The organism is Parvibaculum sp. (assembly GCF_049672805.1).
GTDB lineage: Bacteria > Pseudomonadota > Alphaproteobacteria > Parvibaculales > Parvibaculaceae > Parvibaculum.
In genome coordinates this window covers 1-15,539 of record NZ_JBATWS010000425.1, presented here as the reverse complement: position 1 = coordinate 15,539, position 15,539 = coordinate 1, and the positions used below count along the sequence as shown (strand labels likewise).

General features: G+C 61.2%; 14 protein-coding genes. 8 read left to right on the top strand and 6 right to left on the bottom strand.

Annotated features, from left to right (window positions below; all coding sequences use genetic code 11):
• Together WBF74_RS13210 and xerD are read left to right on the top strand one after the other, a co-directional pair.
• On the top strand, window positions 1-1,084 hold a 1,084-nt coding region (locus WBF74_RS13210), incomplete at its 5' end, for a hypothetical protein (protein WP_424440671.1).
• A gap of 18 nt (window positions 1,085-1,102) precedes the next feature.
• A complete protein-coding gene (gene xerD / locus WBF74_RS13205) occupies window positions 1,103-2,062 on the top strand; it encodes a site-specific tyrosine recombinase XerD (RefSeq protein WP_424440669.1) in 960 nt (319 codons plus the stop codon).
• A 3-nt stretch (window positions 2,063-2,065) separates the two neighbouring features.
• Here xerD and WBF74_RS13200 read toward each other — a convergent pair whose 3' ends face one another.
• The 3 genes from WBF74_RS13200 to WBF74_RS13190 form a co-directional block, all read right to left on the bottom strand.
• Window positions 2,066-2,956 (bottom strand): sigma-70 family RNA polymerase sigma factor, encoded by an 891-nt coding sequence (locus WBF74_RS13200; RefSeq protein ID WP_424440667.1) that lies wholly within the window; start codon window positions 2,954-2,956, stop codon window positions 2,066-2,068.
• Window positions 2,953-3,462 (bottom strand): carboxymuconolactone decarboxylase family protein, encoded by a 510-nt coding sequence (locus tag WBF74_RS13195; protein WP_424440665.1) that lies wholly within the window; start codon window positions 3,460-3,462, stop codon window positions 2,953-2,955. The genes WBF74_RS13200 and WBF74_RS13195 overlap by 4 nt, the downstream gene beginning before the upstream one ends.
• Before the next feature lie 66 nt (window positions 3,463-3,528).
• Complete coding sequence (locus WBF74_RS13190) at window positions 3,529-3,954, bottom strand: hypothetical protein (RefSeq protein WP_424440663.1); 426 nt, start codon at window positions 3,952-3,954, stop codon at window positions 3,529-3,531.
• Between the two features lie 228 nt (window positions 3,955-4,182).
• Between WBF74_RS13190 and WBF74_RS13185 the strand changes: the two genes are divergently transcribed.
• Together WBF74_RS13185 and WBF74_RS13180 are read left to right on the top strand one after the other, a co-directional pair.
• Window positions 4,183-5,142, top strand: a complete 960-nt coding sequence (locus WBF74_RS13185; RefSeq protein WP_424440661.1) for an acetyl-CoA carboxylase carboxyltransferase subunit alpha — start codon at window positions 4,183-4,185, stop codon at window positions 5,140-5,142.
• An 89-nt stretch (window positions 5,143-5,231) separates the two neighbouring features.
• Window positions 5,232-5,771, top strand: a complete 540-nt coding sequence (locus tag WBF74_RS13180; protein ID WP_424440659.1) for a PAS domain-containing protein — start codon at window positions 5,232-5,234, stop codon at window positions 5,769-5,771.
• A gap of 10 nt (window positions 5,772-5,781) precedes the next feature.
• Here WBF74_RS13180 and WBF74_RS13175 read toward each other — a convergent pair whose 3' ends face one another.
• Window positions 5,782-6,996: an epoxide hydrolase family protein gene (locus WBF74_RS13175; protein WP_424440657.1), complete on the bottom strand. Its 1,215-nt coding sequence runs from the start codon at window positions 6,994-6,996 to the stop codon at window positions 5,782-5,784.
• Window positions 6,993-8,192: an epoxide hydrolase family protein gene (locus WBF74_RS13170; protein WP_424440655.1), complete on the bottom strand. Its 1,200-nt coding sequence runs from the start codon at window positions 8,190-8,192 to the stop codon at window positions 6,993-6,995. The genes WBF74_RS13175 and WBF74_RS13170 overlap by 4 nt, the downstream gene beginning before the upstream one ends.
• Before the next feature lie 244 nt (window positions 8,193-8,436).
• Here WBF74_RS13170 and WBF74_RS13165 point away from each other — a divergent pair, with 244 nt between their 5' ends.
• Window positions 8,437-9,696, top strand: coding sequence for a spinster family MFS transporter (locus WBF74_RS13165; protein ID WP_424440653.1), 1,260 nt, complete (start codon window positions 8,437-8,439; stop codon window positions 9,694-9,696).
• 81 nt (window positions 9,697-9,777) lie between these two features.
• On the opposite strand, the gene secA is transcribed toward WBF74_RS13165, so the two are convergent.
• Window positions 9,778-12,498: a preprotein translocase subunit SecA gene (gene secA, locus WBF74_RS13160; RefSeq protein ID WP_424440651.1), complete on the bottom strand. Its 2,721-nt coding sequence runs from the start codon at window positions 12,496-12,498 to the stop codon at window positions 9,778-9,780.
• Window positions 12,499-12,775: 277 nt separating this feature from the next.
• Between secA and WBF74_RS13155 the strand changes: the two genes are divergently transcribed.
• The 3 genes from WBF74_RS13155 to WBF74_RS13145 form a co-directional block, all read left to right on the top strand.
• Window positions 12,776-13,651 (top strand): peptidylprolyl isomerase, encoded by an 876-nt coding sequence (locus tag WBF74_RS13155; protein ID WP_424440649.1) that lies wholly within the window; start codon window positions 12,776-12,778, stop codon window positions 13,649-13,651.
• 27 nt (window positions 13,652-13,678) lie between these two features.
• Complete coding sequence (gene argJ / locus WBF74_RS13150) at window positions 13,679-15,118, top strand: bifunctional glutamate N-acetyltransferase/amino-acid acetyltransferase ArgJ (RefSeq protein ID WP_424440647.1); 1,440 nt, start codon at window positions 13,679-13,681, stop codon at window positions 15,116-15,118.
• A gap of 107 nt (window positions 15,119-15,225) precedes the next feature.
• Window positions 15,226-15,539 (top strand): (deoxy)nucleoside triphosphate pyrophosphohydrolase (locus WBF74_RS13145; protein WP_424440645.1); only part of this gene is annotated, 314 nt, incomplete at its 3' end.

Sequence of the window (15,539 nt, the reverse complement as noted above, 5' to 3'; positions counted from 1 at the left end):
GGAAGAGGGCATGGATGATGCACTCTTCTATTCGCTGGCGGGTGAGGCGGCCGCAGGCATCGTGCTGCGCGCGCCCGAGCCGAAGCAGCTCAGCAGCTTGGATGTGGCCTTCTACAAGCTTGCCAATCGCGAGCTTCCTGCGAATGCCGTCGAGATTGCGGAGCCAGCCTTGCTGCTGCCGCTTCTCGAGGATGAAACGATTTCGGACGAGACAAAGGTTCTCGCCGCAGAGCGTGCAGCCTCCTACGGGCTTATCAGCGGTCGTGATCTTGCGGCCTATTACAGCAAGCCGAGTTTCACGCCGGAGCAGCTTGCGGGGCTTCTGACATCGGATATACCTGAAGCATCGCCGCTGCGCCGCGCGATGATCTTCCAGTCGATCGGTCAGGCTGTGGCGGCGGATGATCGCATCCGGCTTTTCAAGCTCGCTTTTGCAACAGCGGAGACGGCGGGCCTCTACTATCCCACGGTTGAAGCGCTTTATCCTGAACTGGAAAAGCTCGAACCCAATGAAGCGTTGCGTCCGCTTGCGCCTGCTGCCATGCGCGCCTTCCTTGCGCTTGGTGAGCGCAGCCATGCACAGGCTTGGGCCTCGGTGATGAACGCAGGCGGGCAGATGATCGGCCGCGATCAGCGCGAGCTCGAAGGGCTTGCGCGGGTTTTGAGCGGGTCGCCCTCCGGTTTTGACAGGGCGGGCGTATCAGCCGCGATCGTGAGCGATCTCCGCTCCGGCATTGCGCAGACGCGGATATTCGGGGCGAGTGAAGCGATGATGCTTGAGGCGCTCGGCTTCGAGCTTGATCCTTCTGTCTGGGAAGCGCTGCTTGATGCGCGCGGTGTGCTGACGGGGCGTGTGCCGCCTGATGCGGTGCTCGGGCAGCTTCAGGCCGCAGGACAGAAAGCTGCGGTGGGCGAGACCGTGATGCTCGCCATCGACATTATCGGGAATGAGGGGCCGGGTGCAGTTCATCCGCGTGCGGCAGCGCAAGCGGTGGCAAGCCTGAAGGCAGCGGGTCTTGAAAGTGAGGCGCGTCGCGTCGCGCTCGAGGCCTTGATGGCGCGGAGTAGCGCCGGACGTGGTTGAGTTAAACAGGTGAGTTAAATGTCCAAAGAGTCACAGGAGCGCGGGCGTCTTATCGATGCCTTTCTCGAAATGCTGAGTGCGGAGCGCGGTGCGGCGCGCAATACGCTCGATGCCTATGAGCGCGATCTGAAAGACTTCAGCGCCTTCCTGAACTCCAAGGGAAAAGCGGTGGATGCGGCGACAACGCGCGATGTGCGTGACTATCTGGAAGGCCTTTCCACGCAGGGGCTTTCCGCATCGACGGCGGCGCGGCGCCTCTCGGCGCTTCGCCAGTTTCACGGCTTCCTTTTTGCCGAAGGCATCCGCAAGGATGATCCTTGCGGCTCCATTGAAGGTCCGCGCCGTGCGCGGCCCTTGCCGAAGACGCTTACCGTTGGCGAAGTCGATGCGCTTCTTGCGGCCGCGCGCCGCGCGGAAGACGGGCGCACGCATGAAGAGGCAGTGCTTGCCTATAAGCGCGCGCGCCTTGTCTGCCTGATGGAAGTTCTCTATGCGACGGGGCTTCGCGTGTCGGAGCTTGTCGGTCTGCCGCTTTCGGCGGTGCGAGGTGAGGAGCGTTTCCTTGCTGTGAGCGGCAAGGGTGGCAGGGAGCGGCTGGTACCGCTTTCGGATGCGGCCCGCAGTGCGATTGATGCCTATCTGCCGCTTCGCTCCATGCGGCTTGGCGATCATGTCTCGCCCTGGCTTTTCCCGTCGCGCGGGCGGCAGGGGCATCTGACGCGGCACCGCTTTGCGCAGCTTCTGAAAGACCTCGCCATATCCGCCGGACTTGATCCGACGCGTGTGTCGCCGCATACGCTGCGCCACGCCTTTGCGAGCCATCTGCTTGCCAATGGTGCTGATCTTCGCGCCGTGCAGCAGATGCTTGGCCATGCCGATATTTCCACCACGCAGATCTATACGCATGTGCTGGATGAGCGGCTGAAGGATCTGGTGCAGACGCATCATCCGCTGGCGCGAAAGGGCAACGCGTCCTGATGCTCAGGCGGGTGCGCCTCGGCGCGGCAGCTTGTCGGGATTGCGCACCATATAGATGGTCGAGATGCGGCCTTCGCTGATACCAAAGCTCAGCGTGGTCTGGATCTCGCCTTCCTCCATGATCACGAAACCGGGCAGGCCGTTTACAATGGCAGGGCGCGGCTGAAGATTTTGCGGGCGCTTCTTCAGGATGCCGAAGAAGAAACGCGAGACGTGATCCGGTCCGTAAAGCGGGTTCAGCGCAGCAAGCGCCTTGCCGCCGCCATCCGAATAGAGAACCACATCTTCGCTGAGGCAGTTGATGAGCGCCTGCGGATCGGCGTTCGCAATTGCATTGCCGAAGGCAGTGGCGAGGCGATGATGCTCCTGCACATTGGTGTCGAAGCGGGGATGGTCTTCGCGCACCCGTCTGCGCGCGCGGCTCACCGTCTGGCGGCAGGCGGCTTCGGACTTGCCGAGGATGGCGGCGAGTTCGTCATAGCCATAGTCGAACGCATCATGCAGCAGAAAGGCCGCGCGCTCTTCCGGTGACAGGCGCTCCAGCATGTGCAGCAGGGCCATGGAAATGTCATCGGCAAGCGAGAGGCGTTCTTCGGGCGTCGGCTCGCTTTCGGAAAATTCGAGAATGGGTTCCGGCAGCCACGGCCCGACATAGGTTTCGCGCCGCGCGCGGGCGCTGCGCAACTGGTCGATGCCGAGCCGCGCAACCGTCGTCACAATCCAGGCTTCGGGATTGTGAATGTCGCTGCGGGGGGCGGACTGCCAGCGCAGCCATGCTTCCTGCACAATGTCTTCAGCATCGGCAACCGAGCCTGATATGCGATAGGCAACCTGAAAGGCGCGGGCGCGGTGGCGCTCGAATGTCGCCTCATCCGGGGCAGGATTGCTACTCATGCCGCTCTTTCCCTTGCAGGATGTGCCTCAAGCGTTTCGCCCTCAATCGTCACGCGCTGGCAGGTGCGAGCATAGCCCATCGCGCGCTTGAGTGCGGGGTATGTTCTGACGGTTGCGATGACAAGGGCAAATTCGGCAAGCCCTGCCTTTCCCCAATGCTGCTCGATGAGGGCGCGCAAATCCTCCGCGCGCGGATCGCTCACCGCGACCGCATAGGCAAAGTCATAAGCAAGGCGCGTGTCCTTGCTAAGTTCCGCAAGCGCACCGGTCGCGGCGGCACGGACTATGGCGGGAGAGACGCCTTGCTTCAGCGCCATGTTTACGGCGATTTGCACGCAAGGCCCGCAATCTTCCGAGCGCAGGGCGGCAATGGCCGCGACGCTGCTGATATCGCGCGGCAACGCTTTCTGATGATTCCAGAGGGCGGTTGCGAGCGTGAGCCGCCAGAAAACGGCAGGCGAACCGGCATGGATGTCGCGCATATGGTCTGCGCTTTCACCAGTCATTCTTTCCTGCAAGGCGACGGCGCATCGCGCAAAAAAGCCTTTCATGTTTGCTTTCCTTTCCGGCTGTCAGGCGTTGCGCGGGGTGGACCACCAGGCGAGGAGGGCCGCCGCGAAAGGCGGTGCAAAAACGCCGGGAAGGTCGATCAGCATGTGGGAAAGGGGCAGCCGGGCAGCGGCAATGTCCCAGACATGCAGCAGGGCATGAAGCAGGAGATAGAGCGTGACGGCAGCGAGAAACGGCAGGCTCGCCGCCGGCCAGCGGAGCGCGCCAAGCGTGAGAAGGCCGATCAGCAGATAGGCGCAGCCAATGTCGCGCACGAAATGGGGGTTGTAGGGGCCGGTATTGCTGACGCCTGCGATGGCTCCATACCAGTGCGCCGGATCGCCCAGCATCCACAGCCCGTTGCCGAGCCAGATCAGGGCAAAAAGCAGGAGAGCGGCCCTCCGCAGAGGCGTATGAGGCGGCGTGTGGTGGCGGGCTATGCTGGACATTGCGGGCTCCCTTGAGCGGTTCGATCTCCCCTCAAGACGAGATGAAGCCCGGATTTGTGACAGCGGGAGCGGGAAGCGCGGAAATCCGCCATTTCGAGAGTGCAACCGGCAGGTTGACAAGGAGGCGGGGGCGGGTCAGTGTGCCGCGCACTTGCAAATAACGGGGCCGTAACAGGCCCGATTGCCGGCTCCGCCAGAGGCGGTCCGCGCGGGAGTTGCCGGAGCGCGATGCACACCTATCTCGACTTCGAGAAGCCGATAGCAGAACTGGAAGGCAAGGTGCAGGAGCTGAAGCTCCTCGCCCAGGAAGACCCGTCGGTCAGTATTGGCGACGAGGTGGCCAAGCTTGAGCAGAAGGCGGCTCAACTCCTTCAGGATACCTATGCCTCGCTGACGCCCTGGCAGAAGGTTCAGGTCGCGCGCCATCCGGCTCGCCCGCATTTTCTGGATTATGTGGAAAGACTGGCCGAAGATTTCACGCCGCTCGCGGGCGACCGCGTTTTCGGCGAGGACGCGGCCATTGTCGGCGGCATCGGGCGCTTCCGGGGCCGGTCCGTCTTCTTTATCGGCCATGAAAAGGGCTCGGATACGAAGAGCCGCATCAAGCACAATTTCGGCATGGCCAAGCCTGAAGGCTATCGCAAGGCGATCCGCCTCATGGATATGGCCGATCGCTTCGGTATACCGGTGGTCACGCTGGTCGATACGTCAGGCGCCTATCCGGGCATGGAAAGCGAAGAGCGCAGCGTGGCCGAGGCCATTGCGCGCTCCACGGATCGCTGCCTGTCGCTGGGCGTCCCGCTCGTCTCGGTCGTGATCGGCGAGGGCGGTTCGGGCGGTGCGGTGGCGCTTGCCTGCGGGAACCGTGTGCTGATGCTCGAACACTCCATCTACAGCGTGATCTCGCCTGAAGGCGCGTCCTCCATTCTGTGGCGCAGCTCCGACAAGGCGAAGGACGCGGCGACCGCAATGAAGATCACCGCCCAGCACCTCCACGAGCTTGGGGTGATCGACCGGGTTCTGCCGGAGCCCGTGGGCGGCGCGCATCGCGAACGCAACCAGATGATCAAGGAAGTGGGCGACGCGATTGCCGAGGAACTCAAGGGCCTCGAAAAGCTGGACCACGAGTCGCTTCGCCGTACCCGCCGCGAGAAGTTTCTCGCAATGGGACGGATCGGCCTTTCCTGAGCGTTCTGACGCCCACCCGGATTCACCTGCTGTTAAGCATGGCTGCTTAGAACAGATGGCTGCGCCCGCGGCCATTTGCAGGACTGCCCATGCTTTCTGAACCCGACCTGTTGTGGAGCGCCAGCGCAAGGCAGTTCTTCGCCTATTGGGACAGTCTCCCCAAGGTGGATTTCGTCCCCGACCGCCAGGATTTCAGCCCGAGCCGCATTGCGACGCTCATGCCGGCGGTCACCATTCTCGAAGTCGTGTCGGAAGATATCATTCTTCAGCGGTTGACGGGTACGACCGTGTGCCGGTCTCTGGGCTTTGACCCGACGGGGCGCAGTGTTGCCGATCTCATGTCGCCGCTTCTCTGGCCCGACTATCGAGAAATGATCTCGCTCCAGCTATCTGTGCCGTGCGGACGGCAGAACATGCTGCGCAGCCGCCGCGCCAATCTGGTCGATCGCGCCGAGGTGCTGGTCCTGCCGCTCCGGCACGCGCGGTCCGGCCACTGGATGCTCCTCTCCTATTTCGATGAGCTTGCTCCGGTGGGCTATGACCCCGGCCCTTACGAAATACTCGGATATGAGGAGACGCGCTGGATTGATATTGGCGCGGGCGTGCCGGAAGCGAGCGGCCGGAAATGAGGAAGGGGCGCTAGCGCCCCTGAGTGATCCCTATTTCGCGGAAGGCATCGCGGACATCATCCGCGAAGAGTTCCGGTTCCTCCATGGCGGCGAAATGGCCGCCGCGATCCATCATCCGCCATCTCGCGATGTTGTAGCTGCGCTCCGCCCATGAGCGCGGTGTCTCCGGCAATACATCAATCGGATACTCGGAATAGGCGGTCGGCACGGTGACCTTTTCGCCCGGCCTGAGCAGCGCGGAGCCTTCGGCGGGACCGGCCTTGTAAAGCGTATTGGCCGAATTGATGGTGCCGGTGAACCAGTAGATCGAGAATTGCGTGAGGATCACATCGAAGGGGAAACGCTGGATCATGCCCTTCATTGTGTCGGTCTTGTCGGTGTCGCCGAGGCGGTAATATTTGTCGGCAAGCCAGCCTGCGAGGCCTGCCGGGCTGTCCATCACACCAAAGGCGAGCGCCATGGGCTTGGTGGACTGGATGGAGCGATAGCCTTCTTCCTGCCGCCACCATTTCTGCATGGTCGCGATCCAGTGCGCCTCTTCCTCGCTCACCGGCGGCTGGCTCTCATGCTTGAGCGAGGGGCGGAGCGGCAACATGGTGAGATGAATGCCCGTCACGCTGTCGGCATGCTGAAGCGCGAGCCGCGATGTGACGAAGCTTCCCCAGTCTCCCGCTTCTGCGGCATAGCGTTCGTAACCGAGCACTTCCGTCATCAGCCGGTGCCAGAGATCGGCGATCCTTGCCGGGCCGATGGGTTTGCGCGGGATCGAGGAAAAGCCATAGCCGACGAGTGATGGCACGATCACGTCAAAGGCCGGGCCTTCGCGGCCATATTTTTCAGGATGGGCAAGCGGGTCCACCACGTCGAGAAATTCGCGGAAGGTGGAAGGCCAGCCATGCGTCATGATGAGCGGTACGGGATTGTCGCCCGAGCCGCGCTCATAGATGAAGTGGATGGTGTGTTCCTCACCATCCTCATCCTTGAGCGTTGCGCGATACTGGGGAAAGCGGTTGAGGCTTTTTTCCTGAGCGCGCCAGTCGAACTCATCCCGCCAATAGGCAAGTAACTTCTCCATATAGGAGAGGTTCGTTCCATAGTCCCAATGCTCATTGCCGAGAGGTTCGTTCGGCAATCGCGTCGCCGCGAGACGGCGCTTCAGATCGTCGATCTCGCTGTCCGATACGGCGATGGTGAAAGGATCGGCGGGGATGAGGCGATCTGTCATGCCGCTCCGCCTTTCACCTGGCTGACGAAAGCAAGCACGTCATTTGCGAAGACTTCGCCTGTTTCGAGCGCGGCGAAGTGTCCACCCTTTTCGAAATCGGACCAGCGGATGATGTTGTAGCCCTTCTCCACCATGCTGCGCGGCGGGAAAGTGAGAAACTCCTTCGGGAAGTTTGCAATGCCGGTCGGCACCTCAACCTTTGTATCCGGCGCCATGTTGGTACCGCCTTCTTCCATCATGCCGCGATAGAACCATGTCGCTGTGCCGAATGTGTCGGTCACCAGATAGATCATGAGGTTGGTGAGAAGCTGATCCTTGGTGAAGGCGTTTTCGATGTGCTCGTGACCATCAGCACCGCGCCTATCAGACCAGCCGTGGAACTTCTCGATGATCCATGCAGCCGCGCCCACGGGGCTGTCCATCATGCCGTAGGAAAGCGTTTGCGGCTTTGTCATCTGCAGGCGGAGATAGGCGCTTTCAAGCTCGACGACCATGGCGGCGCCCGCTGCCCACTGCTTTTCCGCATCCGTCTCCGGCAGCACGGAGGGTCTCACACCCCACATATTCAGATGCACGGCCTTGCAGCCGCCGCCCTTTGCAGGCGAGTGGTTATAGGCAAGCCAGCCCGAGACGACCGAGCCCCAGTCACCGCCCTGCGCGATATAGGTGTCGTAGCCCAGCACCTCGCGCATCAGCCGGTCCCAGAGCGCGGCGGTGGCTTTTGGGCCAAGCGGCGTTTTCGGCTTGCCGGAGAAGGCATAGCCCGGCAGCGACGGGATCACGACGTTCACGCCATCTTCCACATTGCCGCCAAACTTCTCGGGATGAGCGAGGCGGTCGATCACGTCATAGAACTCGAAGACCGAGCCCGGCCAGCCATGCGTAAGAATCAGGTTCTCCGGCTTCGTGCCCGAGCCCTTCACATGGATGAAGTGGATTTTCAGCCCGTCCAGCTCGGCATGAAATTGCGGAAAGGCGTTCAGCTTCTTCTCAGCAGCCCGCCAGTCGAACTTTTCCACCCAATAGGCGCAAAGCTCTTTCATGTAGTCCATGTCTGCGCCATAGGCCCAACGATTGCCGCCCGGCGCGATCTCCGGCATGTCGTGCCATTCATAGGCGCGCACCTTGGCAAGAATCGCGTCAAGCTTTCCCTGCGGAACAGCGATGGTGAAGGGGGTGGGCGTCGTTGCGGTCATGGGGCGTTGCTCCATTTCGGGTTTCTTGATTGCGGTGATTATGACAGGCGGGAGAGGGGACGGGCCAGCTTCGATTGCAGCGCCATCCAAGCGCCTTTAGAGTTGCCGCACAAAAATGACATATCGGAGGGAAGAGGGAATGTCCGAAGCAAGGGTAGCGAATGACGGTGTGCCCGCCATGCTGTAGCCCGGATACAGGCGCTATGCTCTGGCGGTTCTGGTTCTTGGCTATACATCAAGCCATGTGGACCGGAACATCATGGGCATCCTGCTGGAGCCGGTCAAAGCAGACCTCATGCTGTCGGATACACAGCTTGGTTTTCTTTCCGGGATCGCCTTTGCGATTTTCTACGCAACCCTCGGCATCCCCATCGCCCTGATTGCGGATCGTGGCAACCGGCGCAACATCATTGCCTGGGCCATTGCCATCTGGAGCGGCATGACGGCGCTCTGCGGAATGGCGCAAAACTTCTGGCAGCTTGCGGCGGCGCGTGTCGGCGTCGGCATTGGTGAGGCCGGATCAAGCCCGCCCTCGCATTCCATGATTGCCGACATGTATCCGCCAAATGAGCGCGCAAGCGCGATGGCGATCTATTCGCTCGGTGTCTATTTCGGTGTGATGATCGGCTTTCTTGTCGGCGGCTGGGTCGCGGTCTGGTATGGCTGGCGCGCGGCCTTCTTCGTTGTCGGTCTGCCCGGCCTCATCCTCGCGCTTCTCGTTCGCTTCACGCTGAAAGAACCTCCGCGCGGTGGCGCGGATGGCATGGCGCCCGAGCAGCCTTCTGCGCCGCTCACGGTGGGAACCGGCATTACCATTGTGAAGGAAGGCTTCCGCCATCTCTGGAAGACGGCGGCCGCGCGCCATGTGGTGCTCGGCGTGACGATCACCTCATTCGTCGGCTATGGCGGCGTGATGTGGGGTCCGGCCTTCCTCATCCGCACACATGGCATGTCGATCGGTGAAGTCTCGACCTATCTCGCGCTGATGGCGGGTATTGTGGGCGGCATCGGCGCCTATTTCGGCGGGCGCCTCACCGACCGTCTCGCGGCGAAAGATCCGCGCTGGAACACATGGGTTGTCGCCTGGGCGAAGATCATTGTGGTGCCTTTCATCATCGCCTTCTATCTGATGGATAACTGGCCCGCCTTCCATATTGGCAGCTATGCCGTTTCGATCCTCTGGGTGATCTATGTGCCGATCGCCTTTCTCGGTGCCTTCTATCTCGGCCCCTCCTTTGCGATGATCCAGACGCTGACACCGCCCGCAAAGCGCGCGCTCGCCTCCGCGGTGATGCTGTTCATCATCAACATCATCGGCCTGGGCTTCGGACCGCAATTTGTGGGCATCCTGTCGGATTTCTTCAATCACTCGATGGGGCTTGGCAACCAGTCGCTGCGCTGGGCGCTGTTCGGCACGGCGATGTTCAACATCTGGGCTGCGACCCATTACTTCCTTGCGGGCCATCATCTGAAGAAGTCGCTCGCTCCCGGCCATCGCGCCTGATCGGGCACTGCCAAGAAAAGAAGAGCCGCGCTTTCGGGCGCGGCTCTTTTTGTTTGTGATGTTCCGGACGGCGGTGGCTGATCAGATTGCGCCGTGGCAGTGCTTGAACTTCTTGCCGGAACCGCAGGGGCAGGGCGCGTTACGCGAGATCTTGCCCCATGTGCGCGGATCGTTCGGATCGACGGCCACGCCCGGATCATTGCGCACGGTGCCTTGCGGGCGGCCCGTATCTGTCAGCTCATCCTCACCCGTCACAGGATCGACGTGATGGGCGTGCATTTCGGGCAGCGGCTCATCCTCGATCTTCGGCGCCTGTTCGCGCGTCACAAATTGCGCGACGGAGAGCTGGCGCGTCACATCTTCGCGCAGGCGCGAGAGCAGGCTTTCAAAAAGCTCGAAGGCTTCGGATTTATATTCATTCAGCGGATCGCGCTGCGCATAGCCGCGCAGGCCGACGGCCTGACGTAGATGATCGAGCATCAGAAGATGATCGCGCCAATGATGGTCGAGCGTCTGAAGCAGCACAGCCTTTTCAACCTGCCGCATGAGTTCAGGGCCGACCTGCGCCGCCTTCGCCGCCATGTAACGGTCTGAAGCGGACTGGATGCGTTCGCGGATTTCTTCATCCGCAATGCCTTCTTCCTGACCCCATTCCACCACAGGCAGATCAAGGTCGAGCGTCTTTTTCACTTCTTCCTGAAGGCCGACGAGATCCCACTGCTCGGCATAGGCCTTCGCGGGGACGTGTTCGGCCACCATGTCGTCAATCACCTGACGGCGCATATCCGTCACCGTGTCCGACACATCCTCGGCGCGCATGAGTTCGATGCGCTGCTCGAAGATCGCGCGGCGCTGGTCGTTCATCACATTGTCGAACTTCAGCAGGTTCTTGCGGATGTCGTAGTTCCGCGCTTCGACCTTCTGCTGTGCCTTTTCAAGCGCGCGGTTGATCCAGGGATGGACAATCGCCTCACCTTCCTTGAGGCCGAGCTTCTGCAGCATGCCGTCCATGCGGTCGGTGCCGAAGATGCGCATCAGGTCGTCTTCAAGCGAGAGATAGAATTTCGAACGGCCGGGATCGCCCTGACGGCCCGAACGGCCGCGAAGCTGGTTGTCGATGCGGCGGCTTTCATGCCGCTCCGTGCCGATGACATAGAGGCCGCCTGCGGCAAGCGCCTGTTGCTTCTTCGCTTCAATATCGGCTTTCACTTCCGCAATCTTGCGGGCGCGCGCTTCTTCATCCTCGATGTCAGCCGTTTCATCGGCGATCCGCATTTCGAGATTGCCGCCAAGCTGAATGTCGGTGCCGCGACCCGCCATGTTGGTGGCGATGGTGACGGAGCCGGGCACACCGGCCTGCGCAACGATATGGGCTTCCTGCTCGTGAGAGCGGGCGTTCAGCACCTTGTGCTTTATTTTCTTCTTTTTCAGAAGTTCGGAAAGCGTTTCCGATTTTTCGATGGAGGTCGTGCCGACGAGAACGGGCTGGCCACGCGCGGCGCATTCCTCAATTTCCGCGATCATCGCCTGATATTTGTCTTTTGTGGTGCGATAGACCTCATCATCCTCGTCGATACGCGCGACCGGCTTGTTGGTCGGCACTTCGACGACCTGAAGGCCGTAAATATCCGCGAACTCGGTTTCTTCCGTCATCGCCGTGCCGGTCATGCCGGACAGCTTGTCATACATGCGGAAATAGTTCTGGAAGGTGATGGAAGCGAGCGTCTGGTTTTCCGGCTGGATGGTGACGCGTTCCTTCGCCTCAAGCGCCTGATGCAGCCCGTCGGAGAAGCGGCGGCCTTCCATCATGCGGCCGGTGAACTCGTCGATGATAACAACCTTGCCGGCCTTGACGATGTAGTCCTTGTCCTTCTGGAAGAGCTTGTGGGCGCGCAGAGCGTTGTTCACATGGTGAACAATCGAGATGTTCTCGATGTCATAGAGGTTGCCCTCCGTGAGAATGCCATGCTCGCGCAGCACCTGTTCGATGCGCTCATTGCCGTCTTCGGTGAGGTTGACGGTGCGCTGCTTCTCATCCAGCTCGTAATCTTCTTCGCTGATAAGCGGAATGACTTCATCAATGGAGAGATAAAGGTCCGACTTGTCGTCCAGCGGGCCGGAGATGATGAGCGGCGTGCGCGCCTCGTCGATCAGGATGGAATCGACTTCGTCCACGATGGCAAAGCCATGACCGCGCTGCACCATGGAGGTGAGCTGGTACTTCATGTTGTCGCGGAGATAGTCGAAGCCAAGCTCGTTATTGGTCGCGTAGGTGATGTCCGCCGCATAGGCCTGACGGCGCTGATCGTCATTGAGGCCGTGGAGGATGACGCCCACTTCAAGGCCGAGGAAGCGATGGACCTGGCCCATCCACTCCGCGTCGCGCTTGGCGAGGTAGTCGTTGACCGTCACAACATGGACGCCCTTGCCCGGCAGAGCGTTCAGATAGGCGGCCAGTGTGGAAACGAGTGTCTTGCCTTCGCCGGTCTTCATTTCGGCGATATTGCCGTCATGAAGCACCATGCCGCCGATCAATTGCACATCATAATGGCGCTGGCCGAGGGTACGCTTCGCGGCCTCGCGGACGGTTGCAAAGGCTTCAGGGAGAATTTCATCAAGCGTCGCGCCATCGGCGAGCCGGGCGCGGAATTCGAATGTCTTGGCCTTGAGAGCTTCGTCGCTCAGGGCTGCTACTTCCGGTTCGAGCGCATTGATCGCTGCGACACGGGCCTTGTAAGCCTTGATCTTCCGGTCATTTGCGGAGCCGAAAAGACGTTTGGCGAGCGCGCCAAAGCTTGCCATCAGGTAATTTTCCTCTTGCGGTGCGTCTCCGATGTAAGGTGGCGGTGGGGCCTTGTCAATCGAACGCGCTGGCGGCTTCCGGGGGGCCGGGACCGCTGACGGCGCTTGTATGGCTTGCGTCGTAACGCCATTATGGCGCGCCGAAATTCCGCCATATCCCCGGGTTTGTCTCCGGTACATTAACAATGAGGGCCATAAGGGGAAAAAGACCCCGGCACCGCCTGCGGCCCGACGCATTCCGGCGTTCCCGCCGCGATACCCTCAGGAAGGATCGTTCATGCCTGTTCTGCCCCGTCTTTTCGCTGCCCTGCTCGTTGCCCTGCCGCTCGGCGCGGGGGCCGGGCTTTCGGGCGCCCTCGCCCAGGAGGAAGGGGCGGATGAGGTCATTGCCACGGTTAACGGCACGCCGATTCGCTATTCCGATATTGCCATGGCGGATGAGGAAATGGGGGGCGCGCTCGCCCGGTTCGAGCCGGAGGTCCAGTTCCAGTATCTCCTTGGCATGTTGATTGACCGCCGCGTGGTGGCGCTGGAGGCGAAGGCAAAGCATGTGGATGATGACCCGGCGGTAAAGCGGCGTCAGGACTATTTCAACGAAAAGGCGCTGCGCGACGTCTATTGGGTCCAGCTCATGCAGGACAAGGTGTCGGAAGAGGCGATCCGCGCCTATTACAAGAAGAATGTGGCGGACGCGCCTGCCGAGAAGGAAGCCCATGCGCGCCACATCCTTGTGGAGACAAAGGCGCAGGCCGAAAAGATTGCGGGCGAGATCAAGGGCGGCAAAAGCTTTGATGAGGCGGCCCGCGAATATTCGCGCGATGGCAGCGGCGCGGACGGGGGCGATCTCGGCTGGTTCCGGCGTGCGGAAATGGTGGAGCCTTTCGCAGATGCCGTTTTCTCGATGGAGCCAGGCTCGGTTTCCGGTGCCGTCCAGACGCCCTTTGGCTGGCATGTGATCGAACTCATTTCCTTCCGCGACATGCCCAAGCCCTCGCTTGATGAAGCGCGTGACGACATCGTCCGCCAAATCGCGCAGGAAGAGGGGCAGAAGCTCATGGAAGGTTTGCGCGAGAAGACAAAGATCGAGATTATCGGCCTCGATCAGGCTGCACCTTCGGGCGGACGTCCGCAGATCGTGCCGCAGGGCGAGTGACGAGACTTTTTGCAGTCGGAGCGGCGGATGACGGTGAAGAAAAGCGCCAAGGCTTTGGTGAAACCGAAGCGCAAGGTGAGCGGCAAGGCAAAGGCGAAAGCAAAGCCCCATAGCAAGGCGAAGCTGACACGGGCACAGCGCAAGACGGCGAAGCCTGCGGCGGCTGCAAAGGCAGCGAAACCGGCTGCCAAGCCCGCAAAGAAGTCTGCTGCAAAAAAGAAGAAGGCGGGGCCGAAAGTCTCGCCGCTTGCGCCGAAGAGCTATGCGAAGCTGCCGCCTATCGGGGGCGTGGTGCTGGGCACGGTTGCGGCGGGCATCAAATATAAGGGCCGCACCGACCTTCTCGTCGCGAAGATGGCGCCGGGGACGCAGGCCGCGGGCGTGTTCACCACATCCAAGACTGCTTCCGCACCGGTCGAATGGTGCCGCACCAATCTCGCCGAGGGTGGCGAGGGGCGGATGCTTGTCGTCAATTCCGGCAACTCGAATGCCTTCACCGGCAAGGCAGGCGTGGCGACTGTCAAGGCGACGGCCGCTGCTGCAGCGCAGGCGGGCGATTGCCGCCAGAAGGATGTTTTCATTGCCTCGACCGGCGTGATCGGTCAGCCGATGGACCCCGCGCCGCTTGTCGCAGGCATCAGCGCGGCGCTCGCAGACGCATCTGATGACAAATGGGATGACGCCGCCCGCGCCATCATGACGACTGACACCTATCCGAAACTCGCCACGCGCCGGGTGAAGGTGGGCAATGCGGAAGTCACCATCAATGGCATCGCAAAAGGCTCGGGCATGATCGCGCCGGACCTTGCGACCATGCTCGTCTTTATTTTTACGGATGCCGCCATCCCGGCGAAGATCCTCCAGACCCTGCTGCTTCTCGGTGTCCGCGACAGTTTCAACGCCATCACCGTTGATAGTGACACCTCGACCTCGGACACGGTGCTCGTCTTTGCGACGGGTGCTGCCATGAAGGATGAAGCGCCCGTTACGCGGGCGGGAGATCCGCGACTCCGTGATTTCCGCGCGGCCCTTGATGACATCATGCTCGACCTCGCCCATCAGGTTGTGAAGGATGGCGAGGGTGCAACGAAGTTCATCCGCATTTCCGTATCGGGCGCGCAGAGCCATCAGGCGGCACGCCGCATCGGCATGGCGATTGCCAATTCGCCGCTGGTGAAGACAGCGATTGCGGGTGAGGACGCAAATTGGGGTCGCGTTGTCATGGCGGTCGGCAAGTCGGGTGAGGCGGCAGATCGCGACAAGCTTGCCATCCGCATTGGCGGCATCGATGTGGCGAAGAACGGTATGGCTGTTCCCGGCTATGACGAAACGCCGGTCGCGCGCCATATGAAAGGCAGCGATATCGACATCGAGGTTGATGTCGGTGTCGGCAAGTCGCAGGCGACGGTCTGGACTTGCGATCTCACCTACGACTACATCCGCATCAATGCGGATTACCGCAGCTGAGGCTGTTGGCGCTTTCTTAACCAAGAGCGCATGAGCGGGCCGGTCGGTCCGCAGCGGGATGAATTTCTGGCAAATCTGACAGAAATCGTTAACGGAAAGGCGCGATTATGGGTGATGAGCGCGAAAGCATCACGGGTGAGCCGAAGAGGCTGCTGCTCGTTGCGGCCTGCGCGCTTGTTGATACTGACGGGCGGGTGCTGATTGCCCGCCGTCCCGAAGGCAAGCCGCTGGCGGGCCTGTGGGAGTTTCCCGGCGGCAAGGTCGAAGATGGCGAAGTACCCGAAGCGTGCCTGATCCGCGAGCTGAAAGAGGAACTCGGCATCAATGTCGCGAAGGCGTGTCTTGCGCCTCTCACCTTCGCGAGCCATGAGTATGAGAGCTTTCATCTGCTGATGCCGCTTTATGTCTGCCGGCGTTGGGA